At 58.2% G+C, this 23,383-nt stretch carries 19 protein-coding genes; 8 read left to right on the top strand and 11 right to left on the bottom strand.

All coding sequences use genetic code 11. The features are described 5' to 3' along the window. Positions 1-82 precede the first annotated feature (82 nt). From K6U75_00135 to K6U75_00155, 5 genes are read left to right on the top strand one after another with little or no spacing between them, the layout of a single operon-like run. Positions 83-4,600, top strand: coding sequence for a hypothetical protein (locus K6U75_00135; protein ID MCL6473446.1), 4,518 nt, complete (start codon positions 83-85; stop codon positions 4,598-4,600). Next, positions 4,597-4,860, top strand: a complete 264-nt coding sequence (locus tag K6U75_00140; protein MCL6473447.1) for a type II toxin-antitoxin system HicB family antitoxin — start codon at positions 4,597-4,599, stop codon at positions 4,858-4,860. The genes K6U75_00135 and K6U75_00140 overlap by 4 nt, the downstream gene beginning before the upstream one ends. Before the next feature lie 5 nt (positions 4,861-4,865). After that, positions 4,866-5,645, top strand: coding sequence for a zinc-ribbon domain-containing protein (locus tag K6U75_00145; protein MCL6473448.1), 780 nt, complete (start codon positions 4,866-4,868; stop codon positions 5,643-5,645). Beyond that, positions 5,642-6,571, top strand: a complete 930-nt coding sequence (locus K6U75_00150; protein ID MCL6473449.1) for an ABC transporter ATP-binding protein — start codon at positions 5,642-5,644, stop codon at positions 6,569-6,571. The genes K6U75_00145 and K6U75_00150 overlap by 4 nt, the downstream gene beginning before the upstream one ends. Beyond that, entirely contained in the window at positions 6,568-7,395 is an 828-nt protein-coding gene (locus K6U75_00155) for an ABC transporter permease (protein MCL6473450.1), read from the top strand. The genes K6U75_00150 and K6U75_00155 overlap by 4 nt, the downstream gene beginning before the upstream one ends. Here the strand turns inward: K6U75_00155 and K6U75_00160 are convergent. From K6U75_00160 to K6U75_00195, 8 genes are all read right to left on the bottom strand, one after another. Then, positions 7,326-8,837 carry an ATP-binding protein gene (locus K6U75_00160; GenBank protein ID MCL6473451.1) on the bottom strand — a complete coding sequence of 504 codons (1,512 nt, stop codon included), beginning with the start codon at positions 8,835-8,837 and terminating at the stop codon, positions 7,326-7,328. The two genes, K6U75_00155 and K6U75_00160, sit on opposite strands and share 70 nt — an antisense overlap. 226 nt (positions 8,838-9,063) lie before the next feature. Continuing rightward, positions 9,064-10,518 carry a molybdopterin-synthase adenylyltransferase MoeB gene (gene moeB, locus K6U75_00165; protein ID MCL6473452.1) on the bottom strand — a complete coding sequence of 485 codons (1,455 nt, stop codon included), beginning with the start codon at positions 10,516-10,518 and terminating at the stop codon, positions 9,064-9,066. A gap of 17 nt (positions 10,519-10,535) precedes the next feature. Then, entirely contained in the window at positions 10,536-10,964 is a 429-nt protein-coding gene (locus K6U75_00170) for a M67 family metallopeptidase (GenBank protein MCL6473453.1), read from the bottom strand. Continuing rightward, on the bottom strand, positions 10,964-11,905 hold the full coding sequence (locus tag K6U75_00175) for a cysteine synthase family protein (GenBank protein MCL6473454.1): 942 nt from the start codon (positions 11,903-11,905) through the stop codon (positions 10,964-10,966). The genes K6U75_00170 and K6U75_00175 overlap by 1 nt, the downstream gene beginning before the upstream one ends. 131 nt (positions 11,906-12,036) lie before the next feature. Then, a complete protein-coding gene (locus K6U75_00180; protein MCL6473455.1) occupies positions 12,037-13,065 on the bottom strand; it encodes a Gfo/Idh/MocA family oxidoreductase in 1,029 nt (342 codons plus the stop codon). A 59-nt stretch (positions 13,066-13,124) separates the two neighbouring features. After that, positions 13,125-14,096 (bottom strand): GGDEF domain-containing protein, encoded by a 972-nt coding sequence (locus K6U75_00185; protein MCL6473456.1) that lies wholly within the window; start codon positions 14,094-14,096, stop codon positions 13,125-13,127. A gap of 84 nt (positions 14,097-14,180) precedes the next feature. Beyond that, positions 14,181-15,056: a homocysteine S-methyltransferase family protein gene (locus K6U75_00190; protein MCL6473457.1), complete on the bottom strand. Its 876-nt coding sequence runs from the start codon at positions 15,054-15,056 to the stop codon at positions 14,181-14,183. Between the two features lie 11 nt (positions 15,057-15,067). Continuing rightward, complete coding sequence (locus tag K6U75_00195; GenBank protein MCL6473458.1) at positions 15,068-15,511, bottom strand: CBS domain-containing protein; 444 nt, start codon at positions 15,509-15,511, stop codon at positions 15,068-15,070. Between the two features lie 155 nt (positions 15,512-15,666). Between K6U75_00195 and galT the strand changes: the two genes are divergently transcribed. Next, the gene (gene galT, locus K6U75_00200; GenBank protein MCL6473459.1) at positions 15,667-16,647 is read left to right on the top strand and encodes a galactose-1-phosphate uridylyltransferase; all 981 of its coding nucleotides are present in this window, start codon (positions 15,667-15,669) and stop codon (positions 16,645-16,647) included. A 240-nt stretch (positions 16,648-16,887) separates the two neighbouring features. Here the strand turns inward: galT and K6U75_00205 are convergent, their stop codons facing one another. From K6U75_00205 to K6U75_00215, 3 genes are all read right to left on the bottom strand, one after another. After that, positions 16,888-17,919: a transcriptional regulator gene (locus K6U75_00205; protein ID MCL6473460.1), complete on the bottom strand. Its 1,032-nt coding sequence runs from the start codon at positions 17,917-17,919 to the stop codon at positions 16,888-16,890. Between the two features lie 250 nt (positions 17,920-18,169). Next, the gene (locus K6U75_00210) at positions 18,170-19,018 is read right to left on the bottom strand and encodes a deoxyribonuclease IV (protein MCL6473461.1); all 849 of its coding nucleotides are present in this window, start codon (positions 19,016-19,018) and stop codon (positions 18,170-18,172) included. Between the two features lie 16 nt (positions 19,019-19,034). Next, positions 19,035-20,147 (bottom strand): Mrp/NBP35 family ATP-binding protein, encoded by a 1,113-nt coding sequence (locus K6U75_00215; protein ID MCL6473462.1) that lies wholly within the window; start codon positions 20,145-20,147, stop codon positions 19,035-19,037. A gap of 434 nt (positions 20,148-20,581) precedes the next feature. Between K6U75_00215 and K6U75_00220 the strand changes: the two genes are divergently transcribed. Next, positions 20,582-22,036, top strand: a complete 1,455-nt coding sequence (locus tag K6U75_00220) for an L-fucose/L-arabinose isomerase family protein (protein MCL6473463.1) — start codon at positions 20,582-20,584, stop codon at positions 22,034-22,036. 422 nt (positions 22,037-22,458) lie between these two features. Beyond that, positions 22,459-23,382 carry a hypothetical protein gene (locus K6U75_00225; protein ID MCL6473464.1) on the top strand — a complete coding sequence of 308 codons (924 nt, stop codon included), beginning with the start codon at positions 22,459-22,461 and terminating at the stop codon, positions 23,380-23,382. Position 23,383 lies beyond the last annotated feature (1 nt).

The raw sequence follows: 23,383 nt of genomic DNA on the forward strand, positions 1-23,383 counted from the left end.
CGTTGCAGGAGCCCGGTGCCGCAAAGGGAATGTAAAGATAGCGGGGAGTAAAATCGCCTGCAACAAGGAGGGTGTCACTGCCATGAAGCTGGTTTGGCAGGTGCTGCTGCTGGCAGTAATGTGCGTTTCTGGCAAGGCGCAGGGATACTGGGATGCCTATGCGCCTCAACGGGTGTTCACCACCGACGAACAGCCTCTGATTACCGTATCGGGTGCGGGTACGCACCGCTTGGTGATTCAGGCGTATCGGGTCGACGAGAACAAGGTGGCGCGATACCACCTGAATCAGGTCAGCCCACTGGCTCTGAAAGGCAAGCCCGTTGGTGCTCCCCAAATGGTTCTGCTCAAGCCTCCCTCTGCGCAGCGGTTGTACCATGCGCGAGAAGTGCGTTTACCCCGTCTGCCCGCGGGCATGTATGTCGTCACCGCCGTCGATGGACGGGGCAACTCCCGGGCGAGCCTGCTGTGGGTATCGGATATCGGGCTGGTAGTCAAATACGGTCCGGCAGGCAACACCGTGGTGCGCGTGGTGCGTCTCCAGGACGGCAGAGGCGTGGCGGGGGCGACCGTGGCGCTTTACTGGAGAGAGAACAAACCTGTGGCTCAAGCCACCACCAGCCTCGATGGCATCGCTGAGCTCCCGCCCTGTCCGGGTATCGGTGAAGCCGCCATGGTGTGGGCGTTCAAAGGGCAGCATCGTGCTGCGACCTACATCTCGCGGGGCGAAGCGTCTCCTTATACGCACTACCTGTTCACCGACCGTCCGGTGTATCGCCCGGGTCAGAAGGTGTATTTGAAGGGCATTGTGCGTGAGCGCGTCGAGAACGACTACCGCGTACCCCAAATCAGCGAGGCAAAAGTCAGTCTCCTGGACCCAGAAAGCAAACCGATAGCGGAGCAAACCCTGCCTGTAAGCGCGCAGGGAACCTTCGCCGGCGAGTTTACCCTGCCCGAGGAGACACCTCTGGGAGGGTACTCTTTCAGGGTAGTTTACCTGCGCGCAGGCGTCATGGAGCCGGTGGAGGTATCGGAGTACGCCGGTGGTTTTGAGGTACAGGAGTACCGGAAGCCGGAGTTCCGGGTGAAAGTAGAACCCGCGCAGCAGGTGTACATTCGCGGTGAAACGGTAACCTTCCGTCTTCATGCGGAGTACTATTTTGGTGCGCCGGTAACTCAGGCTCGGGTACGCTACTACCTTTACAAACGCTACCTGTGGGACTGGAGCTGGTGGGAGCAAGAGGACGACTACCGCGAACTGTACGGGACGGAAGAGGATGAAGGGGAGGTATACGGTGGCTACGGTGAACTGCTGACGCAGGGAGAAACCACCACCGACGCCCAGGGCAACGCCATTATCCGTATACCCGCACGGGCGCACGCCGAACCCTGCAGCTACGCACTGGAAGTGGAAGTAACCGACCTGACCTTCCGCACCGAAGAGGCATCGGCATCCGTGGATGTATATCCGGCAGCAGTGCGGCTGGACTGGCGGTCGGAGGCATGGTGGCTGCAGCCAGGACAAACGACCAAGTTCGAGATCCGCGCCACCCATTCGCGCACCAAACAGCCGTTAAGCACGGTGGTCAAAGTGGCGGCGTATCGCATACGGTGGTTCCGTGTTCAGCGAGCGCAATGGAAGCACGAGGAGGTTTTGCTGTGGAGCCGCACGGTGCGCACCGACGCACGGGGGATTGCCAGCGTGGAGTTCACCGCGCCGCGTGAAGGCGAGTATCTGCTGCGGGCATCAGCGGTGGACGCACAGGGGCGGAGTACGCGCAGTGAGTATCGCGTCGGGGCGTACACCTCTTCGTATGGAGGCGAGGAACTGGGCGCGCGTCAGACGCTGGATCTTTCGCTGGATCGCAGGAACTACCTGCCCGGACAGGCTGCGAAGGTGTTGATACGTTCCTCTGTGCCCGACGCGGAAGTGTGGTTTACCGTAGAGGGGCGTAAGGTGTTCGACTCGCGCGTGGTGCGGTTGCGCAACGGTGTTGGGGTGGTAGAGCTGCCTACAGAATGGCAACACGCGCCAAACGCTTTTGTATCAGCGAACCTTGTCAACCGCAAGAGCCTCATCCGCGTGCAGAAACTGCTTCGAGTAGCCCCAAAGGGCAAGCTGCTTCGGGTGGAAGTGGTGCCGGATAAAGAGCGTTACCTTCCCGATGAAGAAGCGGTGTATACCATCCGCACGCGCGACGATGAAGGCAAACCGGTATCGGCGGAGGTGGCTCTGGGCGTGGTGGACGAAGCCATCTACGCTATCGTGCCCGACTACACACCAGACATTCGCAAGTTCTTCTGGGGTGCGACGCCCAACGCAGTGAATACCGCTGTTTCTTTCGGCAGAGAGTATGCGGCAGGGGCGGCGAAGGAATTGGCGTATAAGAGAGACGAACAGGTCCGTCGACGCTTTGAGGATACCGCGTTCTGGAACCCCGCGATTGTGACCGATAGCAACGGAGAAGCGCGGGTACGGTTCCGGATGCCCGAAAACCTCACCGAGTGGCGGGCAACGGCGCGGGCGATTACCGCCGATACCGCCGTCGGCATGGTACGCAGCTATGCCAAGACCTTCAAGCCTCTGCTGGTACGCCTGCAGACACCGCGTTTCCTGACGCAGGGCGACCGTTCCATCATCGCAGGTGTGGTGCATAACTATACCGGGAAGCCTCAGGAGGTGCAGGTCTCCCTGCAGGTTGGTGGTTCGGTGCGCATCGCGGAAGGACAGAGCAGACGGTTGACCCTGCCGCCGCAGGGACAGGCGAGTGTGGAATGGACGGTAGCCGCGGATTCGGCGGGAGAGGCAGTTTTCACTCTCACCGCCCGTTCGACGGACGAATTCGACGGCATGGAGCTGAAGGTTCCAGTATACCCCCGGGGAGTACCTCGTGTTTTCGCTTCGGCTTCGGTAGTGGAACAAGCGGTGGAGAAGCAGTTTCGTCTGGCAGCCCAGCGCGTTCCGGGTAGCCTGAAAGCGGTCGTGCGGGTGGCTCCGTCATGGTTTGGCGCGGCGGTGGGTGCGCTGGATGAGATATTGACCTACCCCTACGGCTGTGTGGAGCAAACGGTGCATCCCATGCTCAGCGCGCTGCGGGTGCTCGAGGTCATGGACGCGCTGGGCGTACAGGATGCGGAACGCCGCCAGAAGGCACAGGAAGCGGTGCGCAGAGGCATTATTCGCCTCAGCGCAATGCAGTACGGGTCAGGAAGTTGGGGATACACGGAGCACTCCACGGATAATGTTTTGTGGACTGCGTTGGCACTGGATGCGCTGCGAGAGGCGAAAGAGGCAGGTTTTACGGTCTCGGAGGAGCGCGTCCAGCGGGGTACCAACGCCTTGTTCCGGCTCATCTCAGCGACGCCATCCCAGCCCCCCAATCTGAAGGGACTACCAAAACCAAAGCAGGAACTGCTGATGGCGCAGTGGATGCATCGTCTCAACGAGAAGGCTCATGCGCTGGCAACGGCGGCGCGAATCTCGCCCCGCTGGGCTCAGAAGCCGTTGCTGCGTCTGTACGAAGCGCGACGGTATCTGAACACGTCATCGCAGTGTGCGCTGTTGATGGGTTTGCAACAGGCGAACTTACCGGCGCAGGCAAAACGGCTGTACGAAGAGATTCTCGCCCGTGTCATCCAGACGTCCACCACCGCCTTTTGGCGCGAAGCCACTCCTCAGATGAATCGTCAGGTGGAATGGCTGTGGTACGCTCAGGATACCTACGCTACCGCATGGGTCGCGCGGGTGATGGTGCGGAACGACCCGCGACACCCCTTACTGCCGAAGGCACTGCGCTGGCTTGCGGAGAAGCGACAGGGCGAATACTGGCTATCCACCAACGACACCGCGCAGGTCATCATGGCGCTGGTGGAGTATGCCCAAAGAATGCCTCAGGTAGTGAAGGGCACACATCGGGTGCAGGTGGTGCTGAACGACAGCGTGGTCAGGGAGCTGCAATACGGGGCGGAAGACTGGCTGCGCCCGGAGGACACGATAGAGATACCGACCCGCCAGCTGCGCGATGGAAACAATGTGCTGCGTATCGAGCATGAGGGGGAAGGCGCGGTGGTGGCGTCGGTGATGGTGCGTTACTTCGAGCCGACTGAACGTGTGCAGGCGACAGCGCAACAGCTGCGGGTGGAACGAACCTATCTCAAGCGTGTGCCTCGCCAGCTCACGCCTGAGGAGCGCAGGCGGCTGCTACGCCGTTACAGCGACGAATCGGAGTATCTGTGGACATTGCAGCCCGCGAAGGGCGTCTTCCGCCCCGGCGAGCAGCTGGTGGTGAAACTGGTTATCCACTGCGCTACCGATGTCTATTACGGCGTCATCGATGACCCCAAACCCTCCGGCTTTGAGTTCGTGGAACGCACGGCGGACAAGTACGACTGGAGATACTGGTATTCGCGCCGGGAGGTGAGAGATGACCGGGTGGCATATCTGTGCGAGCGCATTCCCAAAGGCAAGAGCGTGATTACCTATATTTTGCGGGCGGAGCGTCCGGGGCAGGTGCGCGCCCGACCGGTGCAGGCGTTCGGCATGTACCTGCCTGAGGTTAACGGCAACAGTGGGGAGAACGCGGTGAGGGTGGAAAAGCGATGAAGACGTTCGGCAGGAGCTATCGTGCCATTGTGGAACCAGACCACCCGCAGGGTTATGTGGCGATACTGCCTGCGGTGCCCGGTTTGATGGCGCACGGCGAGAGCGAGGAAACGGCGGTAGAACTGCTGAATGAACTGTTGCGGAACCATCTCATCCAGCTGGAGAACGCGGGGCAACCGTTGCCCGACGACGGTGTCGAGATATTGTGGGACGAGGAGGACGAGCAAGCGGGAGCAAAGCTGGTTCATATAGAGGTCTAACCGAAATGGGCGTTGGCGAAGGGCTGATGCTTTTCATACTGGGCGCATTGCTGGCAGCGTTCCCCGTGTATCGCTTCATTGGCTGGTGGATTGAGGGCAGTATCGCAGGCGGGGAGCTGGCGGTACTGTTATGCACGTATATCGGTCTGATGGGGCTGCTGCTGGTGAGCGGCAGTGCGTGGCTGGCGTTCATGGCATTGATGCTGCTGGTCTCAGGGGTAGCCATAATGCCCTGGCTGGGGGAGATGTTCAATCGTCGTGCGCTGAGAAAGATGGATGAAGAGGAGATGTATCGCGCACGAGACGTTCTTGCCGCAGACCCCGAAAACCATCTCGCCCGAGTCGTTCTGGCGGAGAAGCTGTACAAGTTGGGCAGGTTAGACGAAGCCATCGAGCATCTGGAATATGCGGTGGAGAGTTCGCCTGCGCTCTCGCGATTGGAAAGGGGCAAGCTGCAGTCGTGGAAGCGCGAGCAAGCCTATGCCCAGCGCAAGCTGGTCCTCTGTCCGATGTGCGGTGCGGAGAACCCCGGCGAAGCCAGGCGGTGTATCCAGTGCGGCAGCCCCATAGAGACTTTTGCCGCGCTCAAGGAATGGGCGGCTCAAGAGCAGGTGGTGCAAAAGGTGTTGCGGGCCTGGCTGACGGTGATGGCGGTGTTGACCGTGTTGAGCTTTGTCTTCATGCTGCTGCCTCTGGAAATGCAGGGGCTGGTTACCATTGCCGCGCTGATTGTGGGCGCGTGGTTCTTTTTGAATAGAGTGAAGGCGTGGAAGCAGACGGTATGACGCAGTACGCGATAGAAACCCATCATCTGCGCAAGATATATCGTTCCCGACTGAGGAAGCAAGTGGTGGTTGCAGTGGACTCGCTCGACCTGAAAGTGCCGCAGGGGTGTGTGTTCGGTTTCCTCGGTCCGAACGGCGCAGGCAAGACCACCACCATCATGATGCTGCTGGGTAATGTCTATCCCACCTCTGGCTCCTTCCGCATCTTTGGGAGTCCTATTTCGAATATGGGCGTGCGCAGGCGCATCGGCTTCCTGCCGGAAAAGTTCCAGTTTCATGAGCTGCTCTCGGCAGAGGAGTTACTCTGGTTTCACGGCAGGCTGGCTGGAATGGACCGGCAGTTGCTTGCCCGGCGTGTGCCGGAGGTACTGGAGCAGGTAGGGTTGTCCGAGCGGGCGCGTTCGCGGGTGCGCGAGTTCTCCAAAGGGATGCAACAGCGCCTGGGCATCGCACAGGCTATCCTGCACGACCCTGACCTCATTATTCTGGACGAACCGACCTCTGCTCTGGACCCGCTGGGCAGGCGAGACGTACGCGACCTCATCCTGCACCTCAAATCGCAAGGCAAAACGGTCTTCTTGAACTCGCATCTGCTGTCGGAAGTGGAGATGGTGTGCGATGAGGTGGCAATCCTGCGCGGCGGCAAGGTACAGCGGCAGGGACACCTGGACATGTTGCTGCAGGTACATCCCGTTGTGGACGTGGAGCTGTGCGTTCCATCGGAGCGTGTCATGCAGGCTGTGCGTGCGATGTCGTCGGTGCTGTCGCAGGACGGTACCCGCTTCACGGCGGAAGTGCAGAGCGACGAGGATATCCCTGCGCTGGCGCGGTGCATTGTGGAGGCAGGCGGAGACATCATGCGCTTTGTGCCACGTCGCGAGAGCCTCGAAGACCTGTTCGTGCGGGTGGTGGAAGAGACGAAGTGAGGGCAGTCTATCTGATAGCTTCCTTGACCCTGAAAGAGACCCTGCGTCGGCGTCTCTGGATAGCCTCTTTGCTGGCTTCGCTGGCGGTAGTTGGGTTTGTGTTTGTGGCTAAGCTGGGGGCTTCGGTGCGCCCGAACGACCCGATTGTGCAGAGCGTGGTTCCCCGCATCACGCTAATTTTGGGGCTGGACGTAGTGAAGTTCTTCGGCTCGGTGATGGCGATGACGCTGGCCTCGGGGGCGATTGCGCTGGAGATCGAGCGGGGGATGCTCTACGCCATCCTGTACAAGCCAGTGCATCGCTATCAGGTAGTGCTGGGCAAATGGATTGGCGTGCTGGTGTTCGCGCTGGTCAACACCTTATTCTGGACGGTTCTTCTGTACGTGTCTGTTCGCCTGATGATGGGCAAAAGCTATCTGGAGACATGGCGTGCTCCGCTGGTGGTGTTGTTGTATCCCGTGCTGTTTGGCACGCTGACGCTGTTTTTCTCCACCTTCGCCTCGATGGGTTTGACAATTGCGCTGTCCATCATCGCCGCGGGGGTGGCATGGTCGGAAAAACCGATGCGCGAGTTCGGTATCGTGTTCGATATTGAAACGTTGCTGAACGTGGCAAACAACGTGCGATGGGTGGTGCCGATGAATCACCTGCGCCGATGGGTGCTGGAAGAGATGATGGTCATCGTGCCTGAGCGGATGTTAGCCAGCCAGCGGTTTCAGGCTTTCGAGAGCCCGCCAAGCGGGTGGGAAATCGGCTATGTGTTCGGATATATCGCGGTCGTGCTGGCGCTGGCGATACTGGTATTTGGTAAGAGGGACGTTTGATCGATCAGCCAAACTTCATCGGGCACGCTTTGTGCCGTAGCGTACAGCTCAGGGGAAAAGCCACCTATTGCGAAGATGGCGTACACGGCGCGTTTGTGCTGCAAAAGGTGCGGGACGGTCTGCACCTTTGCCTTCAGGTCCACAAGAACGTCTGCTCCTGCTGGCCGACCGAGATTCCATTTGCACTCCGCAAAAAGGCGTCTCCCATCTGACAGGTCGGCGACGATATCAATTTCTGTCCGTCCGTCGCGGCTCCAATACCTGCTCGCCTGAAGTATGTGGACGTGAAAGCGGTTTGGGCAGTATGTTTGCAGCCACTGCAGGCATATCTGTTCAAAAATCTGTCCCATATAGACGGGCAAGTAGGGCCTCATTCGCGTCTCATACACAAAAACAGGGTCAGAAAACTCCAGCAGGCTTTTGTGGGGCGCAATGAAACGGTACCAAAAGGCAAGGAATGGGTCAGCAACGCGGTAGAGCAGACGGCGGCGGCTGTCCTCTGCAAACGGCATCTCCTCCCGTATCCATCCTAGCTCCGTGAGCGTGCGCAGGTAGAAGCTGAGAGAGTTTCCCGTTCCGCTCAGTTGCTGAATGCGCCCATACTGTGTCTCCCCCGACGCAATAACTCCAAGCACCGCGTTGTAGGAGGCAGGGTCGCGGATTTGCTGAGTGCCAAGCAAATATTCTACCTCGTAGCGTAGCGGGCTGCCCGGACGCAAAAGCAGGTTAATTATTTCGTCTTCCATCGGCTGGCTGGTGTCTACCAGCGCATGGTAGCGCGGTGTTCCTCCTAAAACCCCGTACATTGTGAGTTTCTCGACGACGCCGTAAAGCGGGCTGCTTGCGTAGAAAAGTGCCGTTTGGTGGTAGCGGAAGGGCGTTATTTGCAGAATGCCGGCGTTGAACCTGCCAAACAAGGGAGAATTGGGTTCGCCGAGTGCCTTCATCATGGACAGATGAGAGCCGCTTAAAATGACCATCACCGTCGAGTGGGCACCTTCTCGATCCCACCATGCCTGAAGGATAGAAGGCAAGTCGGGAGATTGTTCCGCCAGGTACGGGAATTCATCCAGGATAAGGATGAAACGTTCCCGACGTTTCCACTGCTCACAGACATAATGCAGGAGGGCTTGCCACGATACTGCAAGGTCAGATGGGGCAAGAGAGGTTCCTCCCAAACTTTCCAGAAGCTGGGTAGCCAGCAGCAATCGTTGTGTTGGGGCGGTAGTCTGTTCAGCGAGGTAGTAGCATGCGGGTTTGGGCATGTTTTCGCCTGCCACAAAGCGCTGCAACAAGTATGTTTTGCCCAAACGCCGTCTGCCGTAAACCAGCGCCATTTGGCCTCCCTGAGAGGGATGTGACCAGGCTCGTTCCAGAGCCCGTAGCTCATCCTCTCGGTCGAAAAACGGTTCTGGATGTAGAAATCCTGCGCTCGCTGGCATGGCGGTCTACTCCCAAATGTGGTTTACTAAAGTATACTTTACTAAAGTATACTTTAGTAAAGTGTGCTTGTCAAATCAGTAGAGGGGTGTTCGATAAATCCGCCAAACGGCACTTCAAGCGCGAAGCCCCCCGCGCAGGACATTCTCCGCCCCGCCCGCGGCTCACCTGGAGATTGGGCGTTGACAAACGTCGTCTAAAGCCGAGGTTTCTACAGCGGAAACGCCATCAATACTTCGGCACGGTCGGGTCGACTTCATCGGACCACTGCAGGATGCCCCCTTGCAGGTTTTTCACCTTTCGGAAACCTGCCGCCTTCAGAAACGCGGTGATTTGTGCGCTGCGCTTGCCAGAGCGGCAGTAGACCACAATCTCCCGCGCCGAATCGAGTTCGTGCATCCGGGCGGGAATAGTATTCATGGGGATCAGCACCGCGCCGTCCAGACGGCAGATTTGCCACTCTACCGGCTCGCGCACGTCCAGCAGGAAGATGTCTTCGCCCGAATCCAGTCGTCGCTTCAGGTCGGTGGGAGTAATTTCTTCGATGGCATCCACCGGCCCCGAACTCTCCTCTCCGCGCACCCCGCAGAACTCCTCGTAGTCGATCAATTCACGGATGACCGGGTTGGGCCCGCACACAGGGCACTGCGGGTTCTTGCGCAGCTTCAGCTCGCGGAACTGCATCTTGAGGGCATTGAACAGCAACAGCCTGCCGATGAGCGGCTCTCCCCGTCCCAGTATCAGCTTGATGGTCTCCATCGCCTGAATGGTGCCGATGATGCCGGGCAGCACGCCCAGCACTCCGCCTTCCGCACAGCTGGGTACCAGCCCCGGCGGCGGGGGTTCAGGGTACAAACAGCGGTAGCAGGGTCCCTCCTTGGCGTAAAAGACCGAAGCCTGTCCTTCGAAGCGGAAGATAGAACCGTATACGTTCGGCTTTCCCAGCAGCACGCAGGCGTCGTTAACCAGATAGCGCGTGGCGAAGTTGTCCGTGCCATCCACGATGATGTCGTACTCTGCAAATATCTCCAGCGCGTTCTCACGGGTAAGTCGGGTTTCGTAAGTTTGTACGGAGATGTTTGGGTTCATCGCCAGCAGACGCTCTTTAGCCACCTGCAGCTTGGGGCGCCCTACATCTGGGGTGGTGTAAAGCACCTGACGTTGCAGGTTGGTGAGGTCTACAACGTCGAAATCCACCAGTCCGATGGTGCCAACACCCGCCGCGGCAAGATACAGCGACAGCGGTGCGCCCAGCCCCCCCGCGCCGACACATAGCACCTTCGCTGCCTTCAGCTTCAGCTGTCCCTCCATCGCCACGTCGGGAAGGATGAGGTGTCGGCTGTAGCGCAGGATCTCCTCGTTGTCCAGCCAAGCCTGCTGTGCTGCTTCCGGAGCCGCCACCGACACGCTACCCCCCGCAATAGAGGGCACAATCATCAGCGTATCGCCGTCCTTGACCGGTGTGCCCAGCCCCTGAAGATAGCGGGTATCCTCCTCTCCCAGGTACACATTGACAAAGCTGCGCAACTTACCCTGCTCGTTATACAGGTGCTTGCGCAGGTCGGGATAGGTTTCTACCACCGCCTGCAGCGCCTCGCCCACTGTGCCTGCCTGCACCTGCACTTCGCTCTGGTTACCGGTGTAGGACTGCAGCGCACTGGGTATCAAAACGGTTATTGCCATGCCATTCACCTCTCTCGTCAAAGTCCGCGTATTTCGGTAGGCTCCCGCTCGAAACCACTGCGGTCTTCCAGCAGTCGCCAGCAGTGCATTTCGGCAGGTTTGCCCTTCTGAACCGAGATAATGAGATAAGAATAGTAGGGCAGGGCGTTCTCTCGGTCAAACTCACTGGGACGCGCCGGATGGTCGGGGTGCGAATGGTAGAAGCCCAACACTTTCAGTGATTTCTGTTTCGCCTCGCGCTCCAGCTGCATCATCTGCGCCGGCGTAATCAGGAAGCGTCGTTCGCGGTTGTCTTTCTGCTCGTTGACGATGGGGATAACCTCCTCCACCCAGCGCACGTCGCCACCCAGTTCTCGCCCCAGCAACGCGCCACAACACTCATGGGGGTACTCCGCTCTGGCGTGCTGGCGGATCTTAGTAGCCTGTTCGGCGCTCAGCGAGAGCATCACTCCTCCTCTTCCCACAGTGGGTCTGTGATATAGCGACTGCCTCCATCTGGCGCTAGCGCGACCACTGTGCCACAGGAAATCCGCTCTGCCACTCGGAGCGCACAACATACCGCTGCCCCTGCAGAGATGCCCACAAACAGCCCCTCCTCGCGGGCAAGCTGGCGCGCCATTGCGTGAGCCTGCTCGGTGGACACCTCCATGATTTCATCCGGCACAGCAGGGTCATAAATCCCCGGCACCAGAGCGGTTTCCAGATGTTTCAGCCCCTCCAAACCGTGAAACGGGCTATCCGGTTGCACCGCAACGAGCCGGATACCCGGATAGTACTCCTTCAGACGTCGCCCTGTGCCCATCATCGTGCCGCTGGTGCCCAACCCCGCCACGAAGTGCGTGACCTCGCCCTGCGTCTGCTCCCAAATCTCGACGCCTGTCGTCTGATAGTGCGCCTGCCAGTTCGCGGGGTTGTTATACTGGTCGGGATAGAAGTATCGCTCTGGCTCGGCTTCCACCATTTGCTGCACCTTACGGATGGCACCATCCGTTTGCTCCCGCGGGTCGGTGAGGATTAACTCCGCCCCGAAGGCGCGCAGCATCCGTTTCCGCTCCGCATTGGCGTTTGCAGGCAGGCACAGCTGCACCCGGTAGCCGCGCGCCGCCCCGATCATCGCATAGGCGATGCCCGTATTGCCCGAAGTGGCGTCGATAAGGATTTTGTCCGGCGTCAGCAAGCCTTCCTGCTCGGCTACGCGAATCATGTTCCATGCGGGACGGTCTTTCACCGAGCCGCCCGGATTGAACCATTCCGCTTTGATGAACACCTGCACTCCCTGCGGTAGTGACCGTGTTACCCGCCGCAAACGGATGAGCGGCGTGTTGCCAATGAGCCTCTCTATCTCCCACCCGGTAGACGGGGATCTTCGCGTTTCTCTCTGTTGGATGCAGGTGCTCACTGTTTAACCTCTAGCTATTCTAATCCTGACATAAAGTATACCCTTGGTCGACATTGGAATGCAATGGGGGATGGGGTATCAAACCCGGACCTGCCTGTCATCCCGGTGGGGTGCGTGCACTACGAAAGGCGAACAGGCTGTGAGGTTTCGGCGGACTGCAGGGCTGCTTCGATGACACGGATGACCTCTCGCGCCTGTTCGGGTTGGACAGCCAGTTTCTCGCCGCGCAACAGCACCCCCGCGATGTTGCGGTAGTACTCGCTCCAGTCGCCGCGCTCGCTGTCTATGGTGCGCTCGGTGACCTGTTCTTCCTGATGCAACCACACCCGTGCCCGATGTTGAGGCGGTTCCACTGTCGCGCCGATGTTCCCGGTTCGTAAAGCTTCCTCTTGCGGGTCCAAACCATACTTCACCAGCCCGCCGCGGTCGCCCAGCACATACCAGCGGGGACGTTCGGCGGCGCGGAGGTAGTTCACTTCCACAGTAAAGGTGCGCCCGTCGCCGTAATCCAGCACCGCGCGGATGAAGCTCTCAACGTCGCTCTGCCACATGCGGAAATGTCGCCACGCCATCACCTGCGTGGGCAATCCCATCAGCTGAATCGCCTGGTCTATGAGGTGCGCTCCCCAGTCGTGGAGCAGAGAACCCATCGATTCGCGTTGGGAACGCCAGCGACTGGAATGTCCGTAACGCCCGACGCAGCTTTCCACCTGCCATATCTCACCCAGCAAGCCTTCTTCCATCACCTTGCGCACGGTCAGGTAGTCCCAATCCCATCGGCGGTTGTGAAAGACGCTCAACAGGAGGTTGCGCTTCCACGCTTCGTGGATAAGGTCATCCGCTTCGGCAGTGGTAATGGTGAAGGGTTTGTCTATCACCACATGCTTGCCCGCCTGCAAAGCCATCTTGCCGAGCGCATGGTGGGTATGGTGTGGGGTGGCGATGACCACCAGCTGAACCTGTTCGTCTGACAGAAGTTCTTCGGGTTGCGCGTAGGTGCGCACATTCCACTGCTGGCGCGCCTGTTCGCGGCGTTGCGCATCCCGCGACGAGACCGCTACCAGACGCAAGCCTTCAATCTGGGTAATGAGTGGACAGTGGAAAACACGTCCCGCATAGCCGTAGCCCACAACGCCAACGCCTATCAATTTGCCACCTCCCGAAGGCTATCTCTTGTCCGTGCGGTATGTATAGAGGAAGGTCAATACTAAGCCGCCTGTTCATCCTGCTTGTCCGTTGGGGCGACGCATACCCGGTTACGCCCGAGACGTTTCGCCTCATACAGCGCGCTATCCGCCTGCTGAATCAGGTGGCTGGAATCCACCCCGCTGCACCAGCCTGCCACTCCGATACTCACGGTCACCGCGCGGTTGGGAAACGGGTGCTGAGCGATGACCTGCCGAATGCGCTCGGCAACGTTCAGTGCAGTATCTATTTCTGTATCCGGCAGAATCACCGCGAATTCCTCTCCACCATAACGGGCTACGAAGTCATAAGCGCGGATGTTTTCGGAGATAAGGCGTGCCACCTCGTGCAACACTGCATCGCCCTGCAGGTGACCATACGTATCGTTATACTGTTTGAAGTGGTCCACGTCGATAAGCATCAGGCAGAGCGGTAGTCCTTTGCGGCAGGCGAGGCTAATCTGCGAGTGCAGATTCTCCTGAAACGCCCGGTGGTTGCCCACCTGTGTCAGGGCATCGGTTACTGAAAGGCGCTCCAGCAGTTCATTGCGCCGTTGCAGCTCTTGCTGCTGCTGTTTTTGTGTCAAAGCGTATTGCTCCAGCTGGGCAGCCATCATATTGAAGCTGTCTGCAAGCAGGTGGAAATCATAGGGCGCCCAGCGTGAGGCTGTCACCCGGTGGCTGAAGTGACCGCTGGCGATGGCGTGGGCGGCGGCGATCAGACGCCGAATGAGCTTCACCACCGGATATATCAGCCACATCGTTGCCAGTGCGGCGACCCCGAGGCTCGCCAACAGAGTGGGCAGCAAGGATTGCGTCAGAATCCGCCGGGCAATCTGCAGCACCATGTCGTGCGGCACGCCCGCCTGGTGTAAAGCCGCAACCATCTGGTGATAGGCGATAGCGGTATGCAATCCCAGTGCCGCCGCCATACACAATAAGACGCCGATGAACAGTCTTCTGCGCAGGGAGAGACGTGCTAATAGCTTCACCATGTTGCCCCCGGAAGGACGCAGCTGCAGTCCCTGTCAGAATCGTCGGCATTTGATGCGATGTGCTGCGCTGTCAGAATTACGGGTTTAGCGCAGGCGATTCAGCGCAGCGACGATAGCGCGGGTGAATTCCGGGGTGGAACCACAACACGACCCGATAATGCTGGCTCCCGCTTCCACGAACTGCGGCACGAACTCCGCCATCTCCTCGGGCTTCTGGGTATATACCGCTTTACCCTCTTCCAGCACAGGCATTCCGGCGTTGGGTTGAGCGATAAGCGGTATGGGCACGGCGGCACGCATGCGCCGAATGACCGGAACCATCTCCTGTGCGCCGGTGCTGCAGTTTGCCCCCACAACCGCTGCGCCTTCCTGCATCAAGGTGGTTGCAGCCTGCTCGGGGGTGACTCCCATCATGGTGCGTTCGCCAGCGCCAAAACTCATGCAGGCAATCGCTTTCAAGCCCAGCGATTTCGCCGCTCGGAGGGCAACCACAATCTCTTCGAGAGCCATAAAGGTTTCCAGAATCACCGTGTCTGCGCCGCCTTCCTGAAGCGCAGCCATCTGCTCGCTGAAGACCTCAAAAGCCTGCTCCTCGCTCAGGTCGCCCAGCGGTTCCAGCAGCTCTCCTGTGGGTCCCACGGATGCCATGACGGCTGCCGAGTCGCCTGCTACTTCGCGTGCCAGCTCCACTGCCCGCCGATTGATTTCCTTCAGCAACTCGTGCCCGTTCACGTTGTGAGCCATCAGGCGGAGGCGGTTGCCGCCGAAACTGTTGGTGGTCAGCAGCTGCGCCCCCGCTTCCAGATAGGCACGATGCACCTGCTGCACCTTTTCGGGGTGGTTCAGGTTCCATGATTCCGGACATTGCCCTGCCGTCAGTCCCATCGACTGAAGCATGGTACCCATTGCCCCGTCGGAAACGAGCAGCTTGCCCTCTAAAATCTCGTGCAGCCAGTCCATCATTATCCTCCTCACAATCGGTCTTCCAGCACTGCCTGACAGATGTCGATGCGGCTGATAATGCCCACCAGTTTGCCCTCGGCGGTGACAGGCAGCCGTTTGACCTTTTTCTGCAGCATAATGGCGGCAGCCTCCAGTACGTCGGTGTTTTCGTCTACCGCAATGACGTTACTGGTCATTGCCTGTTTGACCTGCATACCACGCACTCGCGCCGCGCGGGTGGGCAGGTCCTGCCACTCGGTGCGGTAGCTTTCCTCCGTAGTCGCCTTATCGGGCTGGGGGAGAAGCTCCCGGATGATGTCATGTTCGGTGATGACACCTACCAGATGACCTTCGTCGTCCACGACGGGCAGACCGCTGACCTGATAAAGGTCCATCTTGTCCACTGCATCCCGAAGGGTATCCTCTGGCTGTACCGTGACCACATGAGTATGCATCAGTTCCAGCACTCGCATGACCTGTTTCGCCTCACTTCAGCCTTGTTGGCACAGATGTAATTTTTCCCATCAGAGCCGTTATCCCTGCACGGTGTCGAAGGGAATTGTTCACGTCTTCTCTAAAATACGGATGTCAACATCTGGTGCAGACAACGTGTGGAGGAATATGATACATGTCGGAGCTGCGGTGGCATCCGTATCTGGAGCAGTGGGTGATTACGGCAACGCATCGTCAGGAACGCACTTTCCTGCCTCCGAAGGAGTATTGTCCGCTCTGTCCAACCCGACCGGGCAGCATGGAAACAGAGGTTCCCTATCCCGACTACGAGATTGTCGTCTTTGAGAACCGGTTCCCCTCACTCCAGCGCAGCGCACCGGAGCCTGCCGTCGAGGCTACCCCGCTGACCCCGGTCATGCCGGCACAGGGTGTGTGTGAGGTGGTGCTTTACACTCCTCAGCACGAGGGGGAGATGGCGGACCTGTCGGTGGAACAGATTGCAAAACTGGTGGAAGTTTGGACAGACCGTTTTGAGGAGTTGTCCAGCTATCCCTTCGTGGAGTACGTGTTGATTTTTGAGAATAAGGGCAAAGAGATTGGCGTGACGATTCCGCACCCGCATGGGCAGATATATGCCTATCCGTTCCTGCCTCCGTTGATCGAGAGGGAAATCCTGTCCGCGCGAAAGTATTATGAGCAGTTCGGCAAGTGTCTGGTTTGTGCGGTGATGGAGCAGGAGTTGCAGGATGGGCGAAGGCTTATCACCCGCAATGAGCATTTTGTAGCTTTTGTGCCCTTCTTTGCGCGGTTCCCCTACGAGGTGCATGTGGTACCCGTGCGCCACGTCGGTACCCTGCCCGAAATGAGCACGGAAGAGCACTGGTCGCTGGCGGAGATGCTCTCTGTGGTGACGCGCACGTTGCGCAATCTGTGGGAGATGTCCATCCCCTATATTATGCTGCTGCACCAGTCGCCGGCGCGAGAGGTGAATAGCCCCAGCTATCACTTCCATGTGGAGTTTTATCCCTTCAACCGTACTCGCGACAAACTGAAGTATCTGGCGGGTTCCGAGCAGGCTGGCACGTTTATCAACGATACTCTGGCGGAAGAGACTGCGGCGTCGCTGAGAGAATCTCTGGCGAGGTTGCAAAAATAACCAGTCGCTGAAAAAAGTTGTAACCTGAGGGCTGAGGCTGCGTCAATAATAGTGACGGCAGCTCGATTGAGGGAAAGCCCTCCCTTCTGCGGCAACAGCAACCGCAGTCCGCAGACCGCCTGAACAAGGCGGTTATTTTTTTTGCCCCTCGTGACGGTGTTTGTTTGAAACGGAACGTCCTTCCCCACGCGGGGAAGGACGTTTCACACTCCTACCTTACATGCGGGAGACGAGGCGACGTTACATCCCACCGGACGTAGCGGCTGTGCCCTGAGGAGCGTAGAGCGCTGCCATCGCCTGCGTCATCTTCGCAAACTCCTGCCGCAAGTACTCCGGCTCCAGCACCTCGGCATCGGGTCCCCATGACAGTATCCACCATGAGATTTCCTTGGTGCCATAGGTTTCCGCAATGCAAATCATGCTGCCGTCCGGTTGCATCTCCATCTTGTAGAATCGCCTTCCATGCGTGTCGCGCACGATATGCGCCACACGAGGCGAGAACTTCACCTTCACGATGACTTCGTCGGTCTTACCCCACACACCCCACGACCGCTCGAACCAGGTGTCGGGGTCAAAGCGAGTGGGCTTGCGGAACTTCTGGGGCAGCATCTCCGCCTCGCGGATGCGGGACACGCGGAACAGCCTTACCTCGCCGTGTCGCTCGGAGAAGGCAAGCAGATACCAGTGGTGCTCACGGAAGGTGAGATGGAGCGGATGGATGACGATTTCCTCCTCCTGATTGGTAGAGGCAGCCCAGTAACGAATACGCACCTTACGTCTGAGTGCGAAGGCGTTTTGCAGCGTGAGCATGATAGTCTGGAAGGCAAAGTAGTTGGCGTAGGTGTCGGTGTCGATGCTCACGTGCTGTTTGAGCCGGTCCACCTCACGCTGGGTTGCGGCATCGAGCATGGAGCGGATTTTGTTCATTGCGCTCTGCAGGTCTTTGGCGAAGATACTACCCTGCATGATGGCAGGGTTGGATGCCGCAATCTCCAGAGCGAGAGCCTCTTGCGGAGTGAACCGGATGGGTTCCAGGGAGGTCTGAGGCTCCAGAATGTACTGCCTTTGCCTTCGGCTGTAGCGCTTTGCCAGCAAGTCGTTGTTCTCGAGCAGCCGCAGGTAGCGATACACCGTGCGTTCAGACACTCCCAGCTTTTCCGCCAATCGCTTGGGCGTCAGGTCCTCCTGCTGGCGGATTTCCTTCATCAATGTCAGAAGTCGCTCGGTCTTGGGACGTCTGGCTTGGAAGCCATACATGTTCACCTCGGGCATGTCGCATTCCCTCCCATGTTTGGTTTTCACTGCCATGGTCGCATGTAATGGTTTGACGGTTGACCCTGCTCTTTAATCTTATAACAACACATGCGCAGAAGTCAAGCGCTTCACCACACAAACTGAAAATTTTGGTAAATTTTTTACATGTACCACGTGATTCTTGTCTAAGTTTATTATAAACAGTAAGAAGACAAACAAAACGGGAATTCAACTAAAAGGCAAGCCGAACTCTGCAGCGCCGTCCTGACTAAAAGCTGCTGAGAAGCTCTTTCAGCCGTTGTAAGTTGACGGGATGCATTTTTTCGGGCTCCGGCGTTTCGAGGATTACCGGCACGTGTGCGATGCGAGGTTCGTGCAACAGGATGCGGAAAGTCTCCAGTCCAAGCTCACCTTCGCCGATATGCTCGTGGCGGTCTACACGACTTCCCAGAGGCTTCTTCGCGTCGTTGACGTGAATCACCTTCAGCCGCTGCAGACCGATAATCCAATCAAACTCATCCAGCGTGGCAGATAATGCCTCAAAGGTACGGATATCATAGCCAGCCACGAACACATGACAGGTATCGAAGCACACTCCAATACGCTCCGAGCCTCCTGCCATGTCGATGATGCGAGCCAGATGCTCGAAGCGATAGCCCAGGTTGGTTCCCTGACCGGCAGTGGTTTCCAGGGCGATACCCACGCGCAAACCTTCGGTTTGCTGGAGAAGAAAGCGCACGCTTTCGCCCAGTGTCGCCAGACCCGCCTCCTCCGACGAGTTGAGATACGCACCCATGTGTGTGACGACCCAGGGGATGTTCAGCGCTTCAGCCCTCCGCAGCTCGTCCAGAAAGGCTTCGCGACTACGCTGCAGAACATCCTTGTCCGGAGCAGCGAGGTTAATCAGATAGGAGTCATGGGATATGATGGTATCAATACCTGTCTGCTGGCGTGCTTCATCAAAAGCGGCAATCTCCTCTTCGGAAAGAGGGCGCGCACGCCACTGGCGCGGGCTGGTGGTGAACAGCTGAACGGCGGTGCATCCGATCTCATGACCCGAAGTAATCGCCTTATGAAGACCACCTGTGGTGGGCATGTGCGCACCCAGTAAGCGCATGTTTGCCATCATGTGCCTAGCCCCTCTCCATATACGGTATATCGCGCAGGAGCGTATGGTCTGCCATGCTGTGAATGCTGCACTGTGCCGCCAGCGCCTGTGCAATCTCGCGGAAGGCTTTCGCCTGTGCGGACTCGGGGTGCGCTACCACTGCAGGCACACCTTCGTCCCCGCTGACGGAGATGTTCGGGTCCAGCGGGATGGAGCCGAGGAACGGTACTTGCAGTTTATCCGCAGCGTATTTTGCGCCCTTACCGGCAAAAACAGAGGTGACCTGACCGCAATGTGGGCAGGCAAAGCCCGACATGTTCTCAATAATACCCAGTATGGGTATAGGCCGCCGGAGAGTTTCTTCCATCTTGCGGAACATGGCTACCGCCTTTCCCGCGATAGTGAATGCCACGTCTTGAGGGGTCATAACGATGACAACGCCAGTTATGGGTACGGACTGCGAGAGTGTGATGGAGGCATCACCTGTTCCCGGAGGCAGGTCTACAATCAGGTAGTCTTTCTCTCCCCATTCCACGTCGGTCAGCAGCTGCCTGACCGTGCCTGCGACCATGGGACCGCGCCAGATGACGGCACTATCGTCGGGCAACAAGAACCCCAGCGACATCATTTGCACGCCGTAGCGCTCGATGGGGATGATTTTGTCGTTGATAACAGGAGGAGTTTCACGGGTGCCCATCATCAGCGGAACCGACGGGCCATATACATCGGCATCCAGCAATCCGACCTTCGCGCCCAGCTGCGCCAGAGCGACCGCGAGGTTGACCGCTACGGTGCTCTTACCGACACCACCTTTGCCGCTGGCAACCGCCACCACCTGCCGAACGGTCGGCAGCAGGTCCTCAGCCCCGATGCTGCGAGAACGCGTGCTGGCGGTCATCTCCACGTTGACTGACTTGACGCCGGGAAGCTGCAATACCGCCTGAGTAGCCTGTGATTTCATCAGGTCCTTGACGGGACAGGCAGGGGTGGTCAGCTCTATCTTGAAAGCCACGTTGCCGTCGCATATCTTCACGTCTTTCACAAAGCCGAGGCTGACGATATCACGGTGCAGGTCAGGGTCTACGACTGAACGAAGCGCATCCAGAACCTGTTGCTCGGTGATGGAATGCTCACTCATCCTCTTGACTCCTTCTGAGGCCGGAAAGGCTTTTTACAGGATTGTACCCCGAAGCGTTCTGGAAGGCAAGTCGGTCAGAGGGTGTGCGAGACATGGTAGGAGTCAGGCAATTGTAATAGTCTTGCAGAGTTGGCGACACAAAGCGACATCATCTGTCATTCTGAGCGAAGCGAAGAATCTCTTTTGAGGCGCAGAGATGCTTCGCTTGCGCTCAGCATGACAGGAAAGTGTCGCTTCATTCGCTGGAACAAACCTCGAGGCGATTCCACGAACACCCTTAGTCGGTCAGAGGGTGTTCGATAAATCCGCCGGACACCCATGATGGGCGAGGGCCCTCCGAACCTTAAACCCTTCTCCAACCGTGAGCAGGAAAAAGCGATATCGGAAAGAGAATCACTTCATGAATGCATAACTGCAGGGAGGAGGGATATTCAATGGTACAACTTCCGCGCATAAAACTTGGACTAATCGCCGCAAACCGCGGTTTCTTCAGCGACGAGCTCGCCGCGAAGATGCGCAATGAGACCATTACCGCGATGCGCGAAGCAGGCATCGAAGTGGTCGTGCCAGATGAAAGCATGACCAAACTGGGTTGTGTGGAAACCCTGAAGGAGGCATACATCGCGGGCAAACTCTTCCGTGAGCAAGGCGTAGACGGTATTGTGGTCGCGGCGGTGAACTTCGGCGATGAGCAAGGCGTGGCCGCTGCTATCAAAACCGCCGACCTGAACGTGCCGATTTACATCTTCGGATGCCAGGAAGAGGAAGTGCTTACACCCAGTACCCCACGCCGCGACTCGTTCTGCGGGCTGCTCTCGATCGGGGAGGCGCTGCGTCAGCTGGGTGTGGAGTACACGGTAGGACGGGTGCCCATCCTGTTCCCTCGCGAAGAAGCGTTCAAGAAGGACATCCTGCGCTTTGCCGCCGTGTGCCGCGTGGTCAACGGTATTCGCAAGGCGCGATATGGGCAGATTGGTGCGCGTCCGGATGCTTTCTGGACATGCCGCTTCGACGAGAAGATGCTCCAGCGTTTGGGACCGACGGTGGTCACTCTGGACTTGTCCGAGGCAATCGCTGCTGTCCAGCGCATGGACCCCGAAAGCGCGGAGGTGCAGCAGAAGATGCAACAGATTGCCCAGTACGCGGATGCCAAGGGCGTGCCTGCAGAGGTAGTGAACAAGATGGCGCGCTTCGAGCTGTTTGTGGAGCGCTTCATCGAAGAGAAGGGGCTGGACGCACTGGCAATCCAGTGCTGGACATCGATCCAGATGAACCTGGGCATCTGTACCTGCACCACAATGAGCCGACTGGGAGACCGGGGCATCCCATGCGCGTGCGAGTCGGACATTATGGGCACGCTGTCCATGCACGCCGCACTGCTGGCATCCGGCGCACCGGCTACCCTTGCCGACTGGAACAATCTGCACAACGAAGACCCCGAGCTGGCGAACCTGTGGCACTGCGGCGTGTATCCCACCACTTTCGCCAAGACACCTCCGCGCATCGGCGTACAGGAGATTATCGCCACCACGACCGGGCGTGATAACGCGACCGGAGTGATCGAGTTCGAGGTGAAAGAGGGACCGGTCACCCTGTGCCGTATCACGCAGAGCGCAGATGGCGAGTGGAAAGCGGCGCTGGCACAAGGTACGATTGAGGAGAACCGTGCGAAGACCTTTGGGGCGTATGGATGGTGCCGCATTCCCGGCTTGCAGCGATTCTACAGAGACGTGCTGTGTCGGCACTTCCCGCACCATGTGGCAATGACGCTGGGCTCCGTGGGCGATGTGCTGTGGGAGGCTCTGGGCAACTATTTCGGCATGGACGTGTATGCGCCCGACGCCGCCTCCGGTGTCTGGACGCCTGAACCGCCGTTCTGGAGCGATTGAGCATCAGCATCATGATGTTTGGGGCAAGCCTCCCGGCAGGTTGTCCTTACGTCATCGCCGGGGGGGCTGCAACCCCGAAACAATCATCAGGCAGACGGGGCGCTTGCTCGCCGAGGCCTCGCGATGGCGCGGTGCTATCGCCCTGGTGATGGAGAGGAATCTTCGGGTGCGCAATAGCGGTTAGGAGTTTCGCAGTTGAAAGACTGCGGCGGATTTTTGCGATATAAAGCGGCATTATCTGTCATTCTGAGCGAAGCGGAGAATCTCTTTTGCGGTTCTGAGATGCTTCGCTTGCGCTCAGCTTGACAGGAAATAGTCTGCGCAGTCGCCGAAAAAGTATTCCAGCCACCTGTTCACGGTAAATGCGTAACTCCTAAGCGGTAATAATAAGTGAGACGGTAAGAACAGGGGGGTGAACCCGATTGGAGAGAGGCACAATTGACCTGTCCAGAATCAAGACGTATCCGATTGCCGAACGCCACAATCTGGTCAAGCGGTCGGATTTCATCGCCGATACACGGGATTTTCCCGTCTGGCAGAATCGGAACTTTCTGCAGCTGGTCAGACGGGTAATACGGGCGGCTAAGGAAAAGAAGCAAATCATCGTGATGATGGGCGGTCATGTGGTCAAAAGCGGGCTCTCGTTGCTGATTATTGACCTGATGAAGCGAGGGGTCATCACCCACGTGGCAGGCAACGGAGCCGTGTCCATCCACGACTTCGAGATGGCGTTGATCGGCGAGACCAGTGAGTATGTGCCACGAAGTATTGAGGACGGCTCCTTTGGCATGGCGGAAGAGACCGGACGCTTCATGAATGAAGCCATCAATCGCTACGCCGAAGAGGGGATGGGATACGCCATTGGCCGGTGGATTGTGGAGCATAATCTGCCTTACCAGGAGTACAGCATTCTGGCGAACGCCTATCGTCTGGGGGTTCCCGTGACGATACACGTGGCTATCGGTACCGACATCATTCATCAGCATCCTGCCTGCGATGGTGCAAGAACGGGATTAGCAACTTATACAGATTTCAAAATATTCTGCCACAGCGTGGCTCAAATGAAGGAAGGATGTTACCTCAATTTCGGCTCGGCAGTTATCGGACCGGAGGTGTTTCTGAAAGCGCTGAGTATTGCTCGCAATCTGGGTTATCAGGTGCATCCCATAACCACCGCGAACTTCGACCTCCGTCGCGGGTTAAACGACTATTTCTATCGCCCCTCCAAGAATATCGTCGTACGACCAACCTCGCTGGGGGGCAGGGGATTCAATCTTCGGGTAGACCACAAGGTGAGCATTCCCTCGTTGCACCGCCTCGTGGTGGAGGCTCTGGAGGCGACGTAGT

The organism is Bacillota bacterium (assembly GCA_023511455.1).
Lineage (GTDB): Bacteria > Armatimonadota > HRBIN16 > HRBIN16 > HRBIN16 > HRBIN16.

Bases quoted from the DNA above. Each gene is read 5' to 3' on its own strand.
- K6U75_00210 (MCL6473461.1), bottom strand. From the start codon at position 19,018: ATGCGCTTACTGGGTGCGCACATGCCCACCACAGGTGGTCTTCATAAG.
- K6U75_00220 (MCL6473463.1), top strand. From the start codon at position 20,582: ATGGTACAACTTCCGCGCATAAAACTTGGACTAATCGCCGCAAACCGC.
- K6U75_00205 (MCL6473460.1), bottom strand. From the start codon at position 17,919: ATGCCCGAGGTGAACATGTATGGCTTCCAAGCCAGACGTCCCAAGACC.
- K6U75_00140 (MCL6473447.1), top strand. From the start codon at position 4,597: ATGAAGACGTTCGGCAGGAGCTATCGTGCCATTGTGGAACCAGACCAC.
- K6U75_00195 (MCL6473458.1), bottom strand. From the start codon at position 15,511: ATGCGAGTGCTGGAACTGATGCATACTCATGTGGTCACGGTACAGCCA.
- moeB (MCL6473452.1), bottom strand. From the start codon at position 10,518: ATGGCAATAACCGTTTTGATACCCAGTGCGCTGCAGTCCTACACCGGT.
- K6U75_00190 (MCL6473457.1), bottom strand. From the start codon at position 15,056: ATGGACTGGCTGCACGAGATTTTAGAGGGCAAGCTGCTCGTTTCCGAC.
- K6U75_00170 (MCL6473453.1), bottom strand. From the start codon at position 10,964: ATGCTCTCGCTGAGCGCCGAACAGGCTACTAAGATCCGCCAGCACGCC.
- K6U75_00150 (MCL6473449.1), top strand. From the start codon at position 5,642: ATGACGCAGTACGCGATAGAAACCCATCATCTGCGCAAGATATATCGT.
- K6U75_00135 (MCL6473446.1), top strand. From the start codon at position 83: ATGAAGCTGGTTTGGCAGGTGCTGCTGCTGGCAGTAATGTGCGTTTCT.
- K6U75_00160 (MCL6473451.1), bottom strand. From the start codon at position 8,837: ATGCCAGCGAGCGCAGGATTTCTACATCCAGAACCGTTTTTCGACCGA.
- K6U75_00185 (MCL6473456.1), bottom strand. From the start codon at position 14,096: ATGGTGAAGCTATTAGCACGTCTCTCCCTGCGCAGAAGACTGTTCATC.
- galT (MCL6473459.1), top strand. From the start codon at position 15,667: ATGTCGGAGCTGCGGTGGCATCCGTATCTGGAGCAGTGGGTGATTACG.
- K6U75_00215 (MCL6473462.1), bottom strand. From the start codon at position 20,147: ATGAGTGAGCATTCCATCACCGAGCAACAGGTTCTGGATGCGCTTCGT.
- K6U75_00145 (MCL6473448.1), top strand. From the start codon at position 4,866: ATGGGCGTTGGCGAAGGGCTGATGCTTTTCATACTGGGCGCATTGCTG.